This is a genomic window from Pararhodonellum marinum (assembly GCF_015354735.1).
Lineage (GTDB): Bacteria > Bacteroidota > Bacteroidia > Cytophagales > Cyclobacteriaceae > Pararhodonellum > Pararhodonellum marinum.
The window spans coordinates 27,206-47,502 of sequence record NZ_JACEFJ010000006.1 but is presented as its reverse complement, the minus strand read 5'-3'; the positions used below and the strand labels follow the sequence as shown (position 1 = coordinate 47,502).

General features: G+C 41.2%; 12 protein-coding genes. 2 read left to right on the top strand and 10 right to left on the bottom strand.

What is annotated here, in order from left to right; genetic code table 11:
* Window positions 1-4 precede the first annotated feature (4 nt).
* Both H1A14_RS12610 and H1A14_RS12605 read right to left on the bottom strand, forming a co-directional pair.
* On the bottom strand, window positions 5-1,909 hold the full coding sequence (locus H1A14_RS12610; protein WP_194776626.1) for a PspC domain-containing protein: 1,905 nt from the start codon (window positions 1,907-1,909) through the stop codon (window positions 5-7).
* A 4-nt stretch (window positions 1,910-1,913) separates the two neighbouring features.
* The gene (locus H1A14_RS12605) at window positions 1,914-2,243 is read right to left on the bottom strand and encodes a PadR family transcriptional regulator (RefSeq protein WP_194776625.1); all 330 of its coding nucleotides are present in this window, start codon (window positions 2,241-2,243) and stop codon (window positions 1,914-1,916) included.
* A gap of 392 nt (window positions 2,244-2,635) precedes the next feature.
* Between H1A14_RS12605 and H1A14_RS12600 the strand changes: the two genes are divergently transcribed.
* Window positions 2,636-3,766 carry a putative type IX sorting system protein PorV2 gene (locus tag H1A14_RS12600; protein WP_194776624.1) on the top strand — a complete coding sequence of 377 codons (1,131 nt, stop codon included), beginning with the start codon at window positions 2,636-2,638 and terminating at the stop codon, window positions 3,764-3,766.
* A gap of 35 nt (window positions 3,767-3,801) precedes the next feature.
* Window positions 3,802-8,805: a putative type IX secretion system sortase PorU2 gene (gene porU2, locus H1A14_RS12595; RefSeq protein ID WP_228527778.1), complete on the top strand. Its 5,004-nt coding sequence runs from the start codon at window positions 3,802-3,804 to the stop codon at window positions 8,803-8,805.
* 190 nt (window positions 8,806-8,995) lie between these two features.
* Here porU2 and H1A14_RS12590 read toward each other — a convergent pair whose 3' ends face one another.
* The 8 genes from H1A14_RS12590 to H1A14_RS12555 form a co-directional block, all read right to left on the bottom strand.
* Entirely contained in the window at window positions 8,996-10,684 is a 1,689-nt protein-coding gene (locus tag H1A14_RS12590; RefSeq protein WP_194776622.1) for a hypothetical protein, read from the bottom strand.
* Window position 10,685: 1 nt separating this feature from the next.
* Complete coding sequence (locus H1A14_RS12585) at window positions 10,686-11,807, bottom strand: DUF4249 domain-containing protein (RefSeq protein ID WP_194776621.1); 1,122 nt, start codon at window positions 11,805-11,807, stop codon at window positions 10,686-10,688.
* Window positions 11,808-11,842: 35 nt separating this feature from the next.
* Window positions 11,843-14,605 carry a TonB-dependent receptor gene (locus tag H1A14_RS12580; RefSeq protein WP_194776620.1) on the bottom strand — a complete coding sequence of 921 codons (2,763 nt, stop codon included), beginning with the start codon at window positions 14,603-14,605 and terminating at the stop codon, window positions 11,843-11,845.
* The gene (locus H1A14_RS12575) at window positions 14,602-15,321 is read right to left on the bottom strand and encodes a hypothetical protein (protein WP_194776619.1); all 720 of its coding nucleotides are present in this window, start codon (window positions 15,319-15,321) and stop codon (window positions 14,602-14,604) included. The genes H1A14_RS12580 and H1A14_RS12575 overlap by 4 nt, the downstream gene beginning before the upstream one ends.
* Window positions 15,322-15,759: 438 nt before the next feature.
* A complete protein-coding gene (locus H1A14_RS12570) occupies window positions 15,760-16,380 on the bottom strand; it encodes a sterol desaturase family protein (RefSeq protein ID WP_194776618.1) in 621 nt (206 codons plus the stop codon).
* 12 nt (window positions 16,381-16,392) lie between these two features.
* Entirely contained in the window at window positions 16,393-17,406 is a 1,014-nt protein-coding gene (locus tag H1A14_RS12565) for an NAD-dependent epimerase/dehydratase family protein (protein WP_194776617.1), read from the bottom strand.
* 12 nt (window positions 17,407-17,418) lie between these two features.
* Complete coding sequence (locus H1A14_RS12560; RefSeq protein WP_194776616.1) at window positions 17,419-18,081, bottom strand: DUF6134 family protein; 663 nt, start codon at window positions 18,079-18,081, stop codon at window positions 17,419-17,421.
* A gap of 479 nt (window positions 18,082-18,560) precedes the next feature.
* The gene (locus H1A14_RS12555) at window positions 18,561-19,979 is read right to left on the bottom strand and encodes an SLC13 family permease (RefSeq protein WP_194776615.1); all 1,419 of its coding nucleotides are present in this window, start codon (window positions 19,977-19,979) and stop codon (window positions 18,561-18,563) included.
* Window positions 19,980-20,297: the final 318 nt, after the last annotated feature.

Below are 20,297 nucleotides of genomic sequence, written 5' to 3'. Positions count from 1 at the left end.
TTTTTTATTTATTCATGAAGTAGGCATCGTTGAATTTACTTCTTGATAAACTATCTGCGGCATTGTTTTTATGGTCATTGACGCAATTCAAGCAAAGCAACCCATCCTCATTGAATACCCAGTGGTTACGGCTGTTGACATCTCTGATTTTATATCCATGTTTATAGATGGTATTTCTGATGATGGGAAGGATGGATTTGTCCAGCACAAAGGGTTGATCGTAAGGGATTTCTAGCGTCTGACTTAGGTTTTGCCCTCTGAATTTAGCCATGGAAGAAAAGGCGATGCTCCTGTCAAAATTGATTACAGTGTCTTGAACCCCGAAGGCATATTTAATGTCCTCAGCATTTCTAAGCGCATCATCAAAACTTCGTCCTTTGGATTTGAACCGCTGCATCAAATTGGCCTGTTCGTTGGTCGTCCCCTGAAGTGTAAGAGAAACCAAGCTAAAATCAGTAGCGTTTTTGCGGTCATAAGTAGACTTGATCAGCCATGTGCCCTCGCTTAATTCAATCCTTTCCTCATTCACATAGGTGGCTTCATTTTTAAACTGTGCAGCAGTTTTGGGAATCTGGAAGGCACAGATCATGATACTCAGGATCCAAATCCCGAATGCCACCAATCCAAACCGGGAATCAATCAGGCTTCTTTTGACCACTACACTGATACCTGAAAGGGTCAGAATGATACCCGGAATGAGGATGGCGATGGATAAAGCAATGGCCAGCCAGACAGGCATAAACTCTGCCATCATTTCCATAGGAACTGCATCCATAAATCCACTCATGCTGTCACCTACCAGCAACTCAAAGTATACGCCTAAGAATACTATAGGGACGAGTATGATGACCATTCCCAAGAAGAAAATCAAAAGTCCAAAGGCTACCCTTACCACATCCAGTAAGAACCTACCAAATGGACCCAAGGCAATGCCAATACCGTTGATCACTGCACCTAGAAAGCGAAAAGGAGCCAGTAAAATTTTTCTCAATTGGGATTCTTCCTTCTTGTAAGGAGGAGCCATGTTTTCTTTGATGGTGTTTTCAATGTTAGTCAGAGTGATTTCCCCACCTTTCATTTTGATGCGTTCAGTGATGGATTGGGCCAAAGGCGTGATGATCCAGAGAATCAGATAAATCACTATTCCGGAACCTCCAGCAAACACCAAACCGACGAATATCAGTCTGATCCAAAGCACATCGATGTTGAAATAGGCAGCTAGACCGCTGCTGACGCCGCCTAATACCCGATCGTCAGGATTTCTATACAATTTCTTGATGTTTTTGTCCTCGGGCTCTTCATGTGATACGGGAAGTATGATCCATAGCAAGATATAAGCTATGGCTGTCCAAGCTCCAAAGGAGAATTTGAAATCGAAAGCCCCGGGTAGAAAGAAGATTTCTGAGGATTTGAATGCAATTCCTCCGCTGAAAAGCAAAAGTATGGCCACCAACCTGGTCCATAGGGGGTCTATGGCAAGGTAATGGGCAAAACCTGCACAAACCCCACCCAAGATCTTTCTGTTTTCCAGCCTTGAAAGCTTCTTGTACCCTTTACCACCTTCTTGTTGGGGAGGGGTTATGTACTTGTAGAAGTCGTTTTCGACCTGCTCTTTGGCAGGCTCTTCTTGAATGAGATCTTCTTCTACTGCTTTAAAATCGGCAATGGTTCCCATCTTTTCGATGAGGTTTTCCACATTTTCAGCTGTGATGACCTGTTTGTTGTTTTTTAGGTTGCTCAAAAATATTTCAGCAATCCTGTTTTCAATGTCACTGATGATTTCATGGTTGTCCTCATAATGCGAAAAGTGCTTATTGATGGATTCCAGGTATTTTTTAAGCGAAGTATATCCGTCTTCTTCTATGTGGAAAAGGATCCCGCTGATATTGATGCTTATGGTCTTTTTCATGATCTTATTTCTTAGAGGTAATAAATTGGGTGGATTTGACCAGATCCTGCCAGGTTTCATCCAGGGAAGCAAGGAATTCATTTCCTTCTTCCGTGATGGAATAGTATTTTCTTGGAGGACCGGTTTCTGATTCTACCCACTTGTAGGAAACCAGGGAGGCAGTCTTGAGCCGGTTCAACAAGGGATACAAGGTGCCCTCTACAACGATCAATTTCGCTTCTTTCAGTTCCTCTATCATATCCGTGGCGTATACTTCCCCCCGGGCTATGATGTGGAGAATGCAAAACTCCAAGAGTCCTTTTCTCATTTGGGTTTGGGTGTTGGATACTTTCATCTCATTTTCTTTAGTAGGTACAGATGAACCATTTAAGCATTTTTGGCAGCCAACTTCGATTAAAGTGGCCTGTTTCATGTCTACCCTATCCAAAAAATAGTACCAAAATTAAAAAAGCTAGCTTGTATAACCAGTTTCCTTGTTAAAAATGTTAATTTGGGATGCCCGTATGGATGAAAAAACCTTTAAATTGGTGGATTGGAGCCGTTTATTGATGATCGGTATATTTTTGCCATTATTTTATAAGGATGACTTTCTCGCACAGAAACCAATTATGGATGTATATTGAACGAACATATATCTGTTCATATTTGGACATTTCTAAGAGAGAAAACGGATGAAATTTTGATTTTATATGAAATCCGTTGATATTTAATTTTTCATTCCACCCCATGAAAGCAATAGGTTTATTTATTTTCATTTTTTATGGCCTTGGATGCTTTATAGGTTTTGATCAAAATAGCCATGCTCAAAGCATTGCACCAAAATATTCCAATGAGTTCCTGAATATAGGCGTTGGAGCTAGAGCTTTGGGAATGGGTGGGGCTCAGGTGTCTGCTACCCGGGATGTGACGGCTGCTTACTGGAACCCTGCAGGCATCCTCGGTATTAGCCACCAATATGAATTTGCCCTGATGCATGCTGAATATTTCGCCGGTATTGCCAAATACGATTATGCAGGATTCTCTACCCCTTTGGATGAAAAAAACCAAGTAGCGGTTTCTCTGATTCGATTTGGGGTTGATGACATACCTGATACCCGTTTTCTATATGATGCCAATGGTGCCTTGAATTACAATAACATCCGGTTTTTCAACGCAGCAGATTATGCACTGATCTTATCCTATGCCAGAGATGTACATGAGAAAATCAAGGTCGGTGCCAATACCAAAATTATCCATAGAAATGTGGGAAAATTTGCCAAAGCATGGGGTTTTGGTCTTGATCTCGGAGCGATTTTTCTGCTTGACAAATGGCAACTCGGTGCCATGCTAAGGGATGTGACCACCACCTTCAATGCCTGGACCCACAATGCAGAAATGGTCAGGGACATCTATGCCCAAACCAACAACGAAGTGCCCCTCAATACCACCGAACTCACCCTACCACAAGCCATTTTGAGTGCCACCAGAAACTTCAAGCTTTCTGATGAATTTAGACTGCAGACTGTGATGGACCTTAATTTTACTTTTGATGGAAGGAGAAATACCATCGTGAATTCCGAATTAATGAGTATTGATCCCAGATTGGGTCTGGAGTTTGGCTATAAAAACACAGCCTTCCTCAGAGGTGGATTTGGCAATATCCAAAAGCTTAGAGATTTTGACCAAAGCTTTTACACTTCATTCCAGCCCAGTTTTGGAATCGGAGTCTTTTTGAATGAGCTGGTTCACATAGATTATGCCCTCAGTGATATTGGAAGCGTATCGGAAACCCCCTATTCGCATGTGTTCAGCGTCAAGGTGGCATTAAAAAAGTTGGATAAAGAATATCGTTCCTTTAAAGGTTGGCCAGGAGAATGAAGCAGGGAATCAGAAATTTTCTTGGATTTTTTTTGATGTGGTTATTTCCCTACATAGCTGGAGCTCAAGACAATTGGGTGAGTTATGGCCAGGAATATTATAAAATGAGTACGGCTGTGGATGGCATACATAGAATTCCAGCAGCAACTTTTTCTCAGGCCGGATTAAACCTATCTACGCTTGACCCGAGAGACATTCGGGTTTTTCATCGAAGTAGAGAAATAGCAGTTCACGTAGAAGGTGAAATGGATGGTCGATTGGATCCTGGAGATTTTTTGGAGTTTTGGGGCAAAAGAAATGACGGTACTCTGGATTCATTGCTGTACCAAAATCCAGGGCAAATGGCAAATCCATACTACAATACCCATTCGGATACTACAGCTTTCTTTTTGACCGTTACACCCGGCATCAGAGGGAAGCGGATGGCTGTAAGAAATGTCCCCGCCAATCCCGGAGCAGGGATATCGGTGTATGGAAGTGAAAGCATGCAGGTCTTCTCGGACCAATATAACCTAGGGCCCACTTACAATCCCGGTGTAAGGCTTTCTTCCTATGACCAAGGACAAGGATGGACCGGAACCATCATCACCTTAGGAAATAAGCGTGATTTTGTTTTTGATAATCTGGGTCAATTATCCAACGGAGGTACTTATTCTATAGAAATTGGTTTGGTAGGAAGATCTGCAGTAACCCACCTGACGGCCATTTCTGCCGGAAGCGGCGTGGGTAATCAAAGAGAACTGACCCGACTGGAGTACAATAATTTTCAAGCCAGGCAGGTTCGGGCTGACTTGGCTTTTTCTGATTTCAATCCTACGGGTAGCATAACTGTTTCGGTAAGTTCGATAGGAGGAGGCGGTACCAATGACAACATCTCAGTCAGCTATGTCAAGCTGCATTATACCAAAAATAAAGTTTCCGGTAATTTCACAAAGGAATTGCTCAAGTTGGGTCCTGGTGAAAATCTGCTGAAACTAGAAGACATAACCGAAAATTATACAGCGCTCGATATTTCCGCCCAGGATGATCCCCACAAAATGGAGCCAATTGTCGACGGCTCCAGCTTGATTTTTCCAGTAGGCAGAAATGGCAGGCAATCGGTCGTGTTCTTGCAGCAGGAAAGCCAAGTCAATGTGGTCATGGACATGGAAAGGCTTAGGTTTAGAAATCTTCTCGATCAACCCTCAGAATACTTAATGGTCGCCCACAGATTTTTGAGGAGGGCCACAACTTCTTATTCTGACCCTGTAAAGGCCTATGCTGATTACAGAGCCTCCCCTTCAGGAGGGGGATTTGATACCCTTTCTGTCCATATTGAAGAGCTGTATGACCAGTTTGCCTACGGGGAAAAAAGTCCCTTGGGTTTATACAGTTTTTTGAAGCAATACTACCCCAGACACCAACCTGATCTGTTGCTTCTGATGGGAAGATCTATCGGCATCTTTACCATCCAAAGGTCAGGAAATGTCAATTTCAACTACAGAAAAAATCCTGCAATTTTTCCGTTCCAAGACCTAATTCCACCTTTTGGATACCCCTATGCGGACAATGGCTATGGTGAGGGTTTGGATCCTGCCAATCCGGACAGTTCACCCATTGGAATCGGAAGAATTCCGGCAAGAACCGCCCAGGAACTTTCAAACTACTTGGATAAAATCATTGAAAAAGAGGATCTCGGAGTAAGTCAGCCATGGCAAAAAAACATCCTCCACCTCAGTGGGGGCATTACCGCACTTGAATTGGAGCGATATTACAATTTTCTAAACGGTTTCAAAACCACTGCTGAAGGGGTTTATCTAGGCGGAAACGTGCAAACCATCCGCAAGCGTTCAAATACCACGATTGAGGAAATAAACGTATCCACAGAGGTCAACAACGGCACCTCTTTGATCACTTTCTTTGGCCATGCTTCTGCTTCAGTAACCGACATTGAAATCGGCTTTGCCAGTGAAGATCAGCTAGGATACCGAAACAAAGGCAAGTACCCCGTTTTGTTGGTCAATGGCTGTGATTCCGGAAATGCCTTTGGTGGAGGCCTCACCTTTGGGGAAGATTGGGTCATGACTCCCGACAGAGGGGCATCCAATTTTTTTGCCCATGCCCATGTCGGGGTGGATGTTTTCCTGAGGAGGTATTCAGAATCTTTTTATGCCAACGCTTTTGCTGATTCGGCTTTGATTCACCAGCCGATCGGGAAAGTAAAAGCCGAAAGTGAGAAATTCTTTTATCGGAGATATGGAAATTCATCTGTGAATAGGTCCCATGCCCAGCAGTTTGTGCTACTTGGAGATCCTGCTGTAAGGATTTTTCCAGCCGACAAAGCGGACTATTCCATTTCCGAGGAGGAGGTTTTTCTGGAAGGGTTTGAGGGAGAGCCTTTGAACGCACTGTTAGACTCCTTAAATCTTAAGATTGTTATACGAAATCTAGGTAGAGTAGACCTGGACACAGTTGATTTGCAGGTGAGCAGGCAGATTCCTGATGGCACTGTGTTTACCTATGACCTAAGAAAACTATCCCCCATTTTTCGAAAAGACACCATTTCCTTTGCCATTCCAAATGCTGGAATCAGTGCGGCAGGGGAGAACTTTTTTACCATCGAAGTCAATAAATCCAGAGAAGTGGATGAATTGACCTTTGCCAACAACATGGTCATGGTCAACAAATTCATTCAAATGAGCGGTACTTTGAATCTGGCACCATTGGATTATGCCATTGTACATGAAAGAGAGCTTGAAATTGTCACTCAAATGGCTGGTAAATCCATTGAAGAAAGAAATATTGTGCTTCAACTTGATACCGCTGCCGATTTCAGCAGTGCTTATCGAAAAGAAATTAGGATAGCCACACCTAATCTGGCAAGATGGAAAGTCGATGTATTGGAAAACATCGGATCACAGGATACGGTCACTTATTATTGGAGGAGTAGATTTCTGGAACCTAGAGAAAATGAGATCAATGAATGGAGCACTTCAAGCTTCACCTACATTTCAGAAGGACCGGAGGGATGGATACAGCGGCAGTTGCCCCAATTGGAACAAAATAACCTTAACAATCTGGAAGCGCTTACCAGTGGGCCCAGATCATGGAAATTCCAGGATGTAAACCTCAAAGTGGATGTTTTTACCTTTGGTAGCCAAACGGAAGGGTTTTCATTTGGCCAAGTCCAAATCTATTTGAATGATATACCTTACAACTTGGACCTTGACCAAAGAAGGTGTTTTAATGGTTCTTTGGGCATCATGACTTTTGACCGAAAAACCCTACAGCCCTACCTGCCGGTTCCTTTGACAAATTTCGATGTTTTGGATGAAAAGAGTTGTGGAAAAACACCTCAGCTGATCCAAAACATCAGGAATGTGCGGATCACTGGTGCGGGTCAAACCATGTTGCTTGATTACATCAATATGGTCAAAGAGGGAGATTATGTGGTCCTGTTTTCTGTAGGTAATGTAACTTTCCAAGCCTGGCCAGATGAAGTAATACAAAGAATGAAAGAACTCGGGGCCTCAGAAACTGCCTTGAGAACTTTACAAAACGGCGACCCTTATATTCTTTTTGGGCGCAAGGGCATGCAGGAAGGGGAGGGAACAGAAGTATTGGCTGATCCCAATTTGGAAGAAAGCACCAATGGACAGATTCTGAATTTTGATACGGAATTGGCTGGTTTTGAATCCATTGGCAGTATTACCACCAGCAGAATTGGACCTGCTTCGGATTGGGTAAGGTTTTACCAAGGAGTTCAGGAAGTTCCCGATTTCAACTCAGCTTTCTCCACCTTTGACATCATCGGTATCAGAAGCAACGGGGAGGAAGTGGTCCTTTTTGAAGATGTCCAAGAAGACGAAATGGACCTTAGCAGTATCAATGCAGATAGTTTTCCATTTGTCAGATTGATGTACAAGCTTAATGATCCCGATGCGGATGAACCTGAACAGTTGATCAAATGGCAGGTGAATTATACGGGAGTTCCAGAGGGGGTTTTACTCTTGAAGTCCAAAGAGGAACAGTTTGTCTTAGAAGAAGGACAGGAAATCGAAATTGATTTTGAGTTTCTCAACATTTCCCGTTTTGATTTTCCGGATTCCGTAACGGTGGAATGGACCTTAAACAATACTAGCTCCAGGATGACAGAAACTTTTTCCAAAAAGATAGAGGCGCCAAAAGCTGGGGATAGTATCCTGTTTTCCATTCCTTTCACTTCCTTGGGAAGGACGGGAATTTTCAACTTGAATGTATTTGCTAATCCTAGGATTTTTCAAGAGCAAACTTTCAGAAACAACATTCTGGATCTACAAGATTATATATTGGTCAATCAAGACGACTTGAATCCCATATTAGATGTAAGTTTTGATGGCATTTACATCATGGATGGTGACATCGTGTCACCAGTGGTGATGATTTCTGCCCTACTCAAAGATGAAAACAAAGTGTTGTTTAAAAAAGATACGGTCGGTGTGGAAATGTATTTAAAAAGACCCTGTGATGGCTGTACTTTTGAAAGGATCAGCTTCAGTAACCCAAACTTGAGGTGGTATCCAGGTAGTGAGGACGATGATTTTAAGGTAGAGTATCAGCCTGGCCCACTGGAAGACGGTTTGTATACCTTAAGAATCAATGCCACAGATGCCTCAGGTAACCCTGCCGGTGAAAAGCCTTATGAGGTGAATTTTGAAGTGGTCAATGAATCCCAAATCACCAATTTTTACCCTTATCCCAATCCATTCAGCAGCAGTGTAAGGTTTGTGTTTACGGTGACAGGAAGCGAGGTGCCGGATCAGATCAAAATTCAGATCATGACGGTGACAGGAAAGGTAGTTAGAGAAATTTTCCAAGATGAATTGGGACCTTTACGGATAGGCAACAACATCAGTGAGTATGCTTGGGACGGTAAGGATGAATACGGGGATCAGTTGGCCAATGGGGTCTACATATATCGGGTCCTTGTACGGAAAAACGGACAGTTTATGGAACACCGGGCCACTGCCGGTGACAAGGCTTTCAGAAAAGGCTATGGGAAAATGTATTTGTTGAGGTAGGTAATTGGATAAACGGAAATCTGATAAACAGATAATCCGAAAAGCAGAAAACTGATAAACAGTCAAACTGAAAATCAGATAAACTGGGAACTCGATAACCTCAACCCAAACTCCGACAACTTGATTACTTAAAAATCTGAAAACCCTTTACTCTAATTATCTATTCATCTGACAACCTGGTACCTTGAATTCAATCTCTCATTCCCATTGGTGCGGAAGGCCCTACTTCAAAGGTTTTTTCATCTGTCACCAGTTGACCTTCATGGGAAACATAGCTGGCTCTGATCACGAATTGGCCTTCCGTGGCTGATGCTTTAAAACCGATTTTTTGATCTGAAGGAGGAACCACTTCGGGCTGCCAATACAAGACGCTTCTGAAATCAGGATAAAATCGGTCATTGAGTTTGGCTGGCCTGGGAAGGACTGGGATGCGAGCTTTTTGAGGTCCCTTATAGCTGATGTAAAGGGCATTGTTTGGTAAAGGGAACCCTCCAAAGTCGTTTTCAAAGGAGGTAAAGCTAATCACACCGGAAAAGACATCTTGGTTGATGTAGAAGTCCCTGGCCACTACATCCAGCTTTTTCATTTTGGTTGGGTCAAAATTGCCTAGTGCATCGCTATCGAATACGGGCATGGCATCAATCAACATCAGGGGCAAATCTTTGTACAGTACATTGTAAGGGGTGTTAAAAACCCTATAAATCAATTTCTTATCTTGTCTCCTGACAAAAACCTGTGGAACATATTCCCTGAGTGTGGTGGCGATGTCTTCAAATCTATTGTAATCATCCAATAAATAGCTGTGGTCGGCACTGAACCCTGTTACAATCTCATGACAGCTTTTAATTTCATCTGGTTCTAAATACCGATTACTTTCTTTTGAAAGCACCAAATTTTGGAGAAACTCCCGGTTATTTTCATCCAACACCAATTCAGGAAATTGAAAGTCAGAATCAAACGAGGTTTCCAAGAATGGATACTCTATAATAAAATTAAAGGCGGATTGCCAGTTAGAAGATTGAGCAATTAAGAAATTGTAGTCTTGAAAGGGGCCCAAATCAAAATAAACTTCACCCCTTTCATTTGCCTTGGCAGTGAAGAGCATGGACTGCTTTCCATGGGCGGAAAGGAAGTAAGTTTCTTCTTCCGAAAAATTCTCATCCAATTTTTTCCCTTTGATGATATGACCATAGATTTCAGGAAGTGGCCTGTGTTCTATTTGGCCTGATTGATAGATCGATCTGTAAAAAGGTTTAGACAAGGGGCCAATGAGAAAAGGGTTCTGCAAAGAAACCGATAGACCAAGAAATGTTCCACCTGTTTTGCTAAGGGTGAATTGCACCGAATCTTTAGCATTTACCTTGTTTCGCCCCAAAGTAATCAGGTTTTGTGTTGAAGGATTAATTATGCCTGTATTTTTCGAGGGGTCAGTTTGTCTAACTTCCCTGAGGGGGGGCTTTTTTGGATTGACTACAGTGATAAATTGGTGGAAAGGACCCTTCTCTGTATCATCGATGGGGGTCATTCGGGTATAGATCCTGATCAAATAATGGTCTGAGACCAGGTTTTCCGGAATCTCCAGATAACCGCGATTGCTGCCATTATTGAGTGGAATGATTTCCTGCGCCAAAGCTTCTCCATCACGGCTGATCAGTTCAGCATATGCGATTTTGGAAGGTGAGTTTTTTTGATCTAAAAGAGCCGAAACGAAGAAATGAAGCGTCTCGCCAGACACAAAAATGGTTTTATTCAAATGGGCAATAACCTCGTCTTTTGGACCTTTGGAAGGGGAGGTTTGAGCCACCAAAGGCTCTACCATAAGTTTAAGGAAAATAATTCCTACAAAGGAAAACAGGTAAATATTTGTTTTGGCTTTCATATCAGTCCTCCCAAAATTCAGGTCTTTCTTTGGTCCCTCTCAAGGTACAATCTGTACAGGCCCTCGGAGCACCTCTATATCCCACCATAAAACCCATATCATTGGAAATCCCTATCACAGGCACGGTACTTCCGCTACCGAATTCCCCTTGAACTTCACTGATACTTACTGTATCATTATATATCCTACAACCAGCATAGGCTGGTTCTACAACCCTCCATGGAGCGATTTCCTCAAATGAGATATAGAATCGTTTTTGAGAAGATTTCCCTGCCGATACATAGCCTATCACACTTTCGTTTGGGTCATTTTCATTAAAAACATTGCTTCTCACCAAGGAAGGCAAAGGGCTGAATATCCCCCCTAGATCATCTGAATTTTTCCTCATGATTTCCCAAAAATCAAACATTTCTCTGCTTATTGCCCTTTGTTTTACCAAAATGCTGTATCGTTGCCCTAACCTTTCGGATTGAGCGGGTATTCGGGTTATTTCTTTTCTTGGGATAAAATCATTGGAAAATCTGGAAGAAGATTCTATCAGAATGCCGGTAGATTTGGAACTCAGCCAGCAGACATCAGTCCTTTGATCTTGGTTTCTCATTACTACATTACCTACCTCAGGATCATAAATGAAACCTGAAATAATCGCAGGTCTAAACCTCCAGGTTTCTTCATAATCCCAAATGAAATATTGGTTTTCTTCGCTTCCCTGAGTACTGGCAAAAATCTCTACCCAGTCTTCTTGTTGGGTGAATCCTACCTGCTCTATTTCAGGAGTTATGATAGGTTCAAGCCATTCGGATAGATACACCTGACCTTCAAAAGGCATTGATATTCTGAGACGGTAATCTTGATTTTCCGGTAGATTCAGTTCCCCTGAATAGGAACCTGGAGAGGATTGGACAAGGCTCCAATTCTGGCCACTTATACTTTCAACAGATACCTGGGCAGCTCTCACAGGATTGACGCTATCCTGACTGCCTAAAGGAATGGTTCTGCTCAGTCTGATAAGGGTTTCCGAATCTCCGATTTCTATATGGCCTTCTACCACCAATATGGAGAAGTCAATATCGGTCACCTCCGGTTCAAAAGGCTCCCTACATGCCATCAAAAGCATGAACATTAATAAAGGCGGAATTAGTTGGTTAAACCTGAACATCAAAACTTGAAATTATAGGTGATAAAAGGAATCGGACTGGCAAAGATGGAGAGCTGATAACCTTCCAGAATGCCATTGACTGGGGTGAAATAAACGGAATAGGGGTTGCTTCTTCCCAATAGGTTATATACTCCGAAAGACCAGGAAGCATGGGCCAATTTTCTGACTTTGTGGTTGCCTTCCATGTTAAAAGCCAAGTCAATTCTGAAATAATCAGGTATGCGGTATTGGTTTCGATCAGAAAAATAAACTCGTTCTGACCCAGCATACTGGAATTTGGCTATGGGTAAGGTAATTGGTCTTCCAGTGCTGTAATTGGCATTCAGTGAGGTGTTGATTCTCTTGCTGAATTCATAATTGGCCACTACCATGATATCATGAGGTTGGTCAAAGTTGCTTGGGTAATAGGCCCCATCGTTGATTTGTTCCCCAAGTTCATCGGGAGAAGTTCTCCAAAGCGACCTTGAGAAGGTGTAGCTGACCCAGCCATTCAATTTTCCATTGTTTTTTCGGACTAGAAATTCAGCTCCATATGCTCGTCCCTCGGTATTGAGAATGTCTTGTTCTATGGTGTTATTCAGAAACAAACTTGCCCCACTTCGGTAATCAATCAGGTTCCGCATGCTTCTGTGGTACACTTCCACCGAAGTTTCCAAGTCATTGACCGAAAAGTTTTTGTAATATCCGATTGAAAACTGATTTCCCAGCTGAGGCCTAACATGAGGATCACTCAGCTTCCATACATCCGTAGGCGTGATGGCCGAAGTATTGGTCAGGAGGTGAATGTGCTGTCTCATGGTATTGAAACTGGCCTTGACGGAGGAAAAATTATCGAGAGAATACCTGGCAGATACCCTGAATTCAGGTCCGTGGTAAGAATTGATCACCTGACCTCTACCGAATTCTGATTGGTTGACCAAAGTAGATTCGGATTTGGGCTGTCCCACAGCATAATTATTGACTGTACCTGGACCTAAGTAATTGTAAAGCACATACCGAGCGCCATAATTGATGGAAAATACATCATTCACTTCAAAATTATCCCCAAAATACAAGGCAGTTTCGAGTGCCTGTTCCCGGTCCACTGATTCCGGTATGACAATCGAATTTTCTCCAAAAGGATCAAAAGTACCCGGACGAATCCCATAATAAATGCTGTTCATTCCAAAGTTAAAGGTGTGCTGATTGTCCAATTCATAGGAGAAATTGGCCCTCAAATGCTGCTGGTTGATGTTGAATCCAAAGTCGAAAGCATTTGATGGATCGTCCCTTCCAGCGATTTGGAATTGGTAATTGTCAATACCCGCCACAAATTCCCCTTCAAGCCGGTCATTGAAATAATGGACCCATGCTAAGTTGACACTTTTGTTACTGTAGGAAAAAGTGGTATCCGGATCAAACTGGAATGTATCACTGCTCAGGTAAGAAGTGAGCCTAAGGGTATTGTTGTCATCGATCTTATGTTGCACATTCAGGTTAAGGTCATAAAATGAAGCTCCCCCACCTGTGAATTCGGTATTGTCTTCCAGCAGGTTAAGCAACCAATTGGAATAGGTAGAACGTCCGGCAACGACAAAGGTGGTATTTTCTCCTATCGGACCTTCCAGCATCAATCGACTGGTCAATAGTCCAATGCCTCCGCTACCCGAAATTTTTTCCGAATTACCGAATTTTGGCTTGACGTCGAGTACTGAGGAAAGCCTTCCCCCATACTGAACTGGTACACTGCCTTTGTACAGTTCCACACCCTCGACCACATCGGAATTGAATGCAGAAAACAGTCCGAATAAATGGGATGGATTATAGATAGTTGCATTATTAAACAGAATCAGGTTTTGATCCGCAGCCCCACCTCTTACATTGAATCCCACACTGGCTTCACCCACGGTCTTTACACCCGGGAGGGTCAGTATGCCTTTGATCACATCCACTTCCCCTAAGGCAGTAGGTATTTTTCTCAAGGATTGCATGGAAATAGCCTGAACACCCATTTCCGGTCTGTTGATATTGGAAAGTTTCTCTGAACTCACTACCACCTCACCCAGAGAATAGATATTTTCCTCTAATGTGATGTCTAAAGTTCCGTCCCCTAAAAGATTGATTTGTCTTTGCTCCTGTACGCCACCCATACTTTGTACCAAAATGGTATGCCTACCTTTGGGTAGGGTCAAGGAATACCTTCCTTGATCATCTACAATGGCCTGAGTGTAATTCTTTTTTTCAAAAATAAGGGTTCCTGAAGAAGGTTTCCCAGATTCAAGACCTGTTACTATACCGGATAATACTGCTTCAGAAGCAGATTTGCTTTTTTGAGAATTCCCAATTACCCAAAGTTTGTTTCTCAGGAAAAAACGATCCAGCTCCTCACCATCTGATTCATATCGAACGGTATCCAATTCTGAACTACCCTTTTCAAAAAAGTCATCTGCCAAATTCAATTCAAGGGCTTGGTCCCTAGAAATAAAGATCCGTTTCTGTGCATCAATCGTGTATTTCCAATCTGTATTTTCAAAAATGATATCTAAAACATCTTGAATTCTGTTTTGGTCTGCACTCAGCTTGACACGCACAGCTTGTAGATTTTCAGTATCGAAGTAAAACCGAAAGGAACTATTCCTTTCCACCTGATCTGCAAAACGAGGAAATGGAATGTCCAAAAAAACCCCTGAAATTCTGTCTTCAGCCAACTCTTGAGCATCAACTGACGCAGAAAAGGTGAATAATACTAAGGCAATAAAAATGAGAGTAAAGAATTTTTTCATTGTTCTTTGTCAGTAAGGCCCTGTGCATACATTTTAGCTGCTGTTTTTAAATATTCTCTTTTCATGGTCCTGTATCGTATTCCATTTTCTTTCAGGACGGGCTTTAAGGCTTTTTTGTCCAGACCTAAAAGTTTTATCACTTGTTTTTTGCGCTTGATGGGATGGAATTCTCCATCCTTTAGAATAAAAAAGTCACTGACCTGGAAAAAAACCACACTATGCTGTCCATCATCTTTTCCTACTTTGGTATGTTTGTGGTGTTTGGCCAATACCTCAACGCCTTCTTCCCAGATCAACTCATAGATGCCATTTCTATAATAAAAGTATCCGGGATGACTAGGTTTAAAAGTAAATTCAGTACCGTCGCTTAATACAAAACGGGAGACTTTTTCAGGTTTTAAAATGATGCGTTGGTTTTGGCTGGGATGAAATGTGACCAAGTCATCCGTGAAAATATCGTAAGACAGGGGGATGTCAACATAATTGATTCCATTGATGGTTATTTTGCCAGGGGTAAGGGGGGCTTCAATAAATCGAGGATGTCCTTTGATGGTTTTGGATGGCTCCGCATAAAAACCACCCGTGGCAGTCTCCTGCAAAATCGGGACAAACTTACTATAGGTTTCAATGATTTCTTCTCTGTTAGTTCCTTCTTGTGCCAAAAGGGTGGAAATGCTCAGGGTGAGCAAACAAAACAGCAAGCTAAATTGCTTCATGAAATTGTATAGGTAAAAGTAGGATTTGATTTAAAGGTCAAAAAATACATAAAAAAATACTACATAAAAAAATAATTATATAGGAACAGCAATTTTTTCCTTTAAATGACAATACTTGGTTTGAAAGGGATATGTATTTTTACGATTCCATATTTCCATGGTATTCAATGAATTTCAGTTTCCAAAGCGATTTAAAAGCAGGGTAGGGGGTAAAAAATAACTATATAGGTTATTCTTGATTTATATACAAGAACTGATTAAGTTTCATTTTAAAAATGGAATCAAAAGGGAAAAGAAAGCCTTTTCCCTTTTGACTTTCCTAAAATTCCAGCAGAAAAAACCAAGAACCTGGATGGATTTTAGGTGGATTGATTGGGAAAGATTATTATATTGATCTTTTACCTAAAACTTATTAAAAATATCTGATTTTTCGTTCTCCTATTTTCCAATTGGTTCTTTTTTGAAATAATATGCCCTAAAGTCAGGACTAATACCAGCGTTTTTTGGGGCCATTGTACCAAAGATCCTATCCCACAAAGTGGTGCTGAAGCTAAAACAACGATCAGGATATTTCCCATGATGGTGAATATGCATATCCTGGAGATCAGGGAAAACTTTTTCGGCCCATTTTTGATGTAAAACGATATGCATAAGGGTGTAAAGCACAAAACCATTGTAAAACCCAACAAAGACCGTGAAGTATCCATTAAAAATAAAGCTTAGATAAATCAGTGTAAAACTGATTGAAACCAATCCAATTCTATGGCGGTCTGTGATCTGAATATCAGTGGGATGCTTATGGTGATTCATGTGAGAGGCATATATTTTATTGTTCATTTTGTAAATGCGATGATGCATCCAAAACCTGTGGCCCATATATTCTACTAGTGTCCAGGATAGCCATCCAGAGAAAAACCAAAGTACATATTTACCAATAGAAGAAGCAGTAAAGTCCGCCAAAGCTAGAATTGAAACAATCAGGGGTATTGCTACCAACAAACAAGTCAGAAATTGGGCGAAGCCGTCTTTTTTCCGGCTGGAGATCATGTGATTTTTCATGGTTTTAAGCATTTAAAGGTGAGTTTTGAGATAAATATTTGGTACATGAAAAGCCCTATAATGAGCCACCGATTGCTTAATCCCTTCATCGAAAGGGACTATTTCATACCCCAATTCATCTTTCGCTTTATTGCAGTTAAAAGCCAAATTTTGAGTTAGTCTTTCAATGAGGTAGGTCGGAGGTATTTTAGGAAAGAGTTTGACTAAAAAAGAATCATCTAACAGAGGGCAAAACGTTTTGATCAGACCAAGAGGGATTTTTAAATACTGTACATTAGCATTGAAATGAATTTTTAAACATTTCATCAATGTGTCATAGCCAATGTTTTCACCGCCTAAAATGTATTTTTGACCTGATTTCCCAAATGTCATTGCCAATTCAAGTCCATTTACCACATCTTGGATATAGGTATAATTTCCAATGCTGTTTACAAAATCCGGAATGGGAACAATATAATTCGACTGGATTTTTCGGATGAAATTATTCAAGCCTGAACCTTGGTGGCCTGGGGAAGGGCCATAAATTCTTGAAGGCGAAGCAATGACAGCAGGCAATCCCTTTCTTGCATAGGAGATTACCTCCCTTTCTGCCCATAATTTCGAATTTTCGTAGGGTCTTTTTTTGTGGAATAGGCATGGGCTGTTTTCATTCAGAATCTTACCATTTTGAGGTTCGTAAACTCCTGTACTGCTGCAAAAAACAATTTTTTTCAAACCCAATTGCCAAGAGGCTTTTAGCAAATTGGATGTTCCGAAAGTATTTACTTCATAAACATCCAAGTACCTTTTTGGTCTAAAATTTATCAAAGCCGCCAAGTGATACAAAACCTCACAGCCCTGAAGTGCATGCATACAGTCTTGAAAACTACGAAGATCCCCTTTGACGACATGTAGCATTTCATTTTTTGGGAAAGTGAAGCTCTTGGGTTCTCTGACCAAGACTTGGATCTGATGTCCAAGACCTAATAAATGATGAAGGAGTGCGTTACCCAAATATCCCGTGGCACCTGTGATCAAAATCTTCATAATGAAATTAAGTTAAGGTTCTAATAGAAATCTTAGTTTGTAAGCGGGTCCCTTGACGGTCACCTCCTGCAATTTTCCCTCCTTATAGAGGTACCTTTGTTGGACCTGATTAGGAAAAACTATGGCGTAAAGTCCATTATCAATTTCAGAAATAGGAAAAAATCTTCCGTAATTGTCCGAAAATACCTCAGTCAATCCTTTTGGTTCTTCAAAATAGAGACAATGTAAATTAAAGGTAACAGATGGTAATTTGATGACTTCGGTTTGGCCCTTTTCATGCATTTGATATCCCTGAGGGGTCTTTTGAATGGTTTTGTTGGCTTTTTCTTGCCCATTCCAGACACGCCATATGGCGCCATTGACCAAAACACCATTTTCAAAGGTTGACTCCTCAATTCCTATAATGATGTATTTAACAATAAAACGGGTTGAAATTTCAGATTGAAGACTGATGATTTGACGGTTTTCCGATTTGGACTTTTGCAATTTGATCCACCCGATTTTTGAGTTTTGGTGAACAATGGTAAACTGTAGATGATCAGATATGGGGTGCTCAATTTGCTTGGCAAAGAGACTTACCTCTTCTACAGAAGCCATCCACAGGATAAGCAATAAGAGGAGAGAAAGGCAAAAATCTCCTGAATTGTTTCTGGATTTAAGGGCAACTTTTTTCATGGCAAATGGCATTAAATGACAGATAAAGCACGAATCTGAGAACTAAATTAGGTTAGAACCATGTCATTCGATAATTGAAAATCTGCGCTTTGCTTAGCCCTTTGGCAAAAAATAGTAATCAGAAATGCTGGTTCGACTCTAGCTATCTGAATTGCAAACAGCTCATTTCTCCATCAATGGAATTGGGAAAAATACATAAATTAAAATTTTGAATTATTAAAAAACAATAAAATAAAAGACTGTAAATTTATTAAAATAAGAAATAATAAATTGAAATGGAGAGCTAATAATCTTTTAGGAAGAAGTGGGTTGGTGAAAAGAGTAAATTTTTTTACCTGTGTAACCTTTCAAAACCTTGAATTTGAATCCACATCTTCTTCCAAATGACTTTTTTGTTTCGAAGCAAAAGTAACCTTCGGATCAAATAATTTTTAATGATTAGGAATTGCTAATTGCGCAAAGTGAAAATCATAAAGAATCTAGAGATACAACAATACCCACAACATCACGGATACGAAAGCAGCAACAGGACCTATTAAAACAAAAAACAAACCTCCAGCTCTAAAATCCTTTTGTTCCATCAAACCCGTGGCATAGGCAATGGCATTAGAAGGAGTGGAAACCGGTAACAAAAGGGCACAAGAGCAACTAATGGCCACAATCAAGGGTACGGCGGTCCCAAATGGGGGGACAAGGGCCAAACCCAAAGGCACCAAAATGGAAGCCGCAGCGGTATTGCTCATCACATTGGAAAGCAAAACCCCTATCAGACTAAAAATCAAGGCTACTCCGATCACATGTATGGACAATCCATTGATTTTGTCCATTACAATATCCGCCAATCCCACATCCACCAATGCAATGCCCAAAGCAAGACCTCCAGCTACCAACATAAGCGTATCCCATGGGAGAGCCCTCACCTGAAGGGCATTGATCACTTGTGTCAATGTAAGCAGGACTATTGGGATAGCGGAAGTGGCTGCAATCGGAATTTGATGAAGGGGTTCAGTCAACCACATCAATACCGTGATGAAAAGTGTTACTATGACAGCTTTTCTTTTGAAAGGATCAATTTTTGGATTTTTTTGAGGAAGCTGAGAGAGATCCAACTGAACCTTAGAAAGGTCAAGTTTGTACACCAAGTACCGCCAAAACAGAAACACTAAAATTAAGGCAGTAGGAAAGCCGAACATCATCCAGTCCACAAAAGTAATGTAAATTCCTTTTTCCTGAAGAGCTCCCACAGCTATGGCATTGGGGGTACTACCTATTATGGTACCTATTCCCCCCACTGTAGCAGCAGCTGGAATGCCAACAAGCAGGGCTTTTGAATAATGGGAGTTTTTTCCTAAAATCCGAACCAAAGGAACGATGGAGGAAATCATCATGGCCGTAGTAGCCGTGTTGGACATGACCATGCTGGCCAATCCAGTAGTCATCATCAATCCAAGCAGAAGTTTTTCCGGATTTTCTCCAAACCTTTTTACTGTAAATCTGAAGAGAGACCGGTCCAATTCCACCTGACTCATGCCTTCTGCCAGAAAAAATCCACCCAGCAATAACCAAATGACATTGCTTGTCCAAGTACCTAGGTACATTTCCACCGGCGCACGGTGATCCATAATATAATCAGTTCCAAACCCCAGCAAAAGGGTGGCAATGATCAGAATGCCAACAGCAAATGGAGGAATGGCTTCCGTTACCCACAGACCAATGGCCAAAATGCTAACAAAAAAGACAAAATTCACTTCCTCCTCATATCCCAACCTTTTGAAAAAGTAACTGACCAAAAGTGCGATGATCAAATTTCCTGTAAAAGTTGAGGTGTTAAATATCCAGCCTAACCGGAGTTTACGGTACCAGCGCAGGGCTGCAAACCTGGAATCACTGTCAAACATGGTAGATTAAAGTTGAAATCGTAAATTAAATTGATAGCAAGTTAAAGAATCAACCAATGGAATACCAATCCATTTCTAGGTCCATTGGTAAAAAAAACTTATAGGGCTGCTGGGTTTTCTTTCTTTTCCAAAAGCAAAACAACCTAAGCCTACAAAGTCACCCCAATGAGCAAAAAAAGCATCTGTGGATTTGTCTGGTATAAATTTTTTATTTGTTTGAAAATGGTGGCCTTTTTTTTCATCTTTGGGACAACTATCTAGAAAATTTAAATTTTCTTTTCAATTTGAAAGGATGTGTTCTAAATTGACAGCAGATCA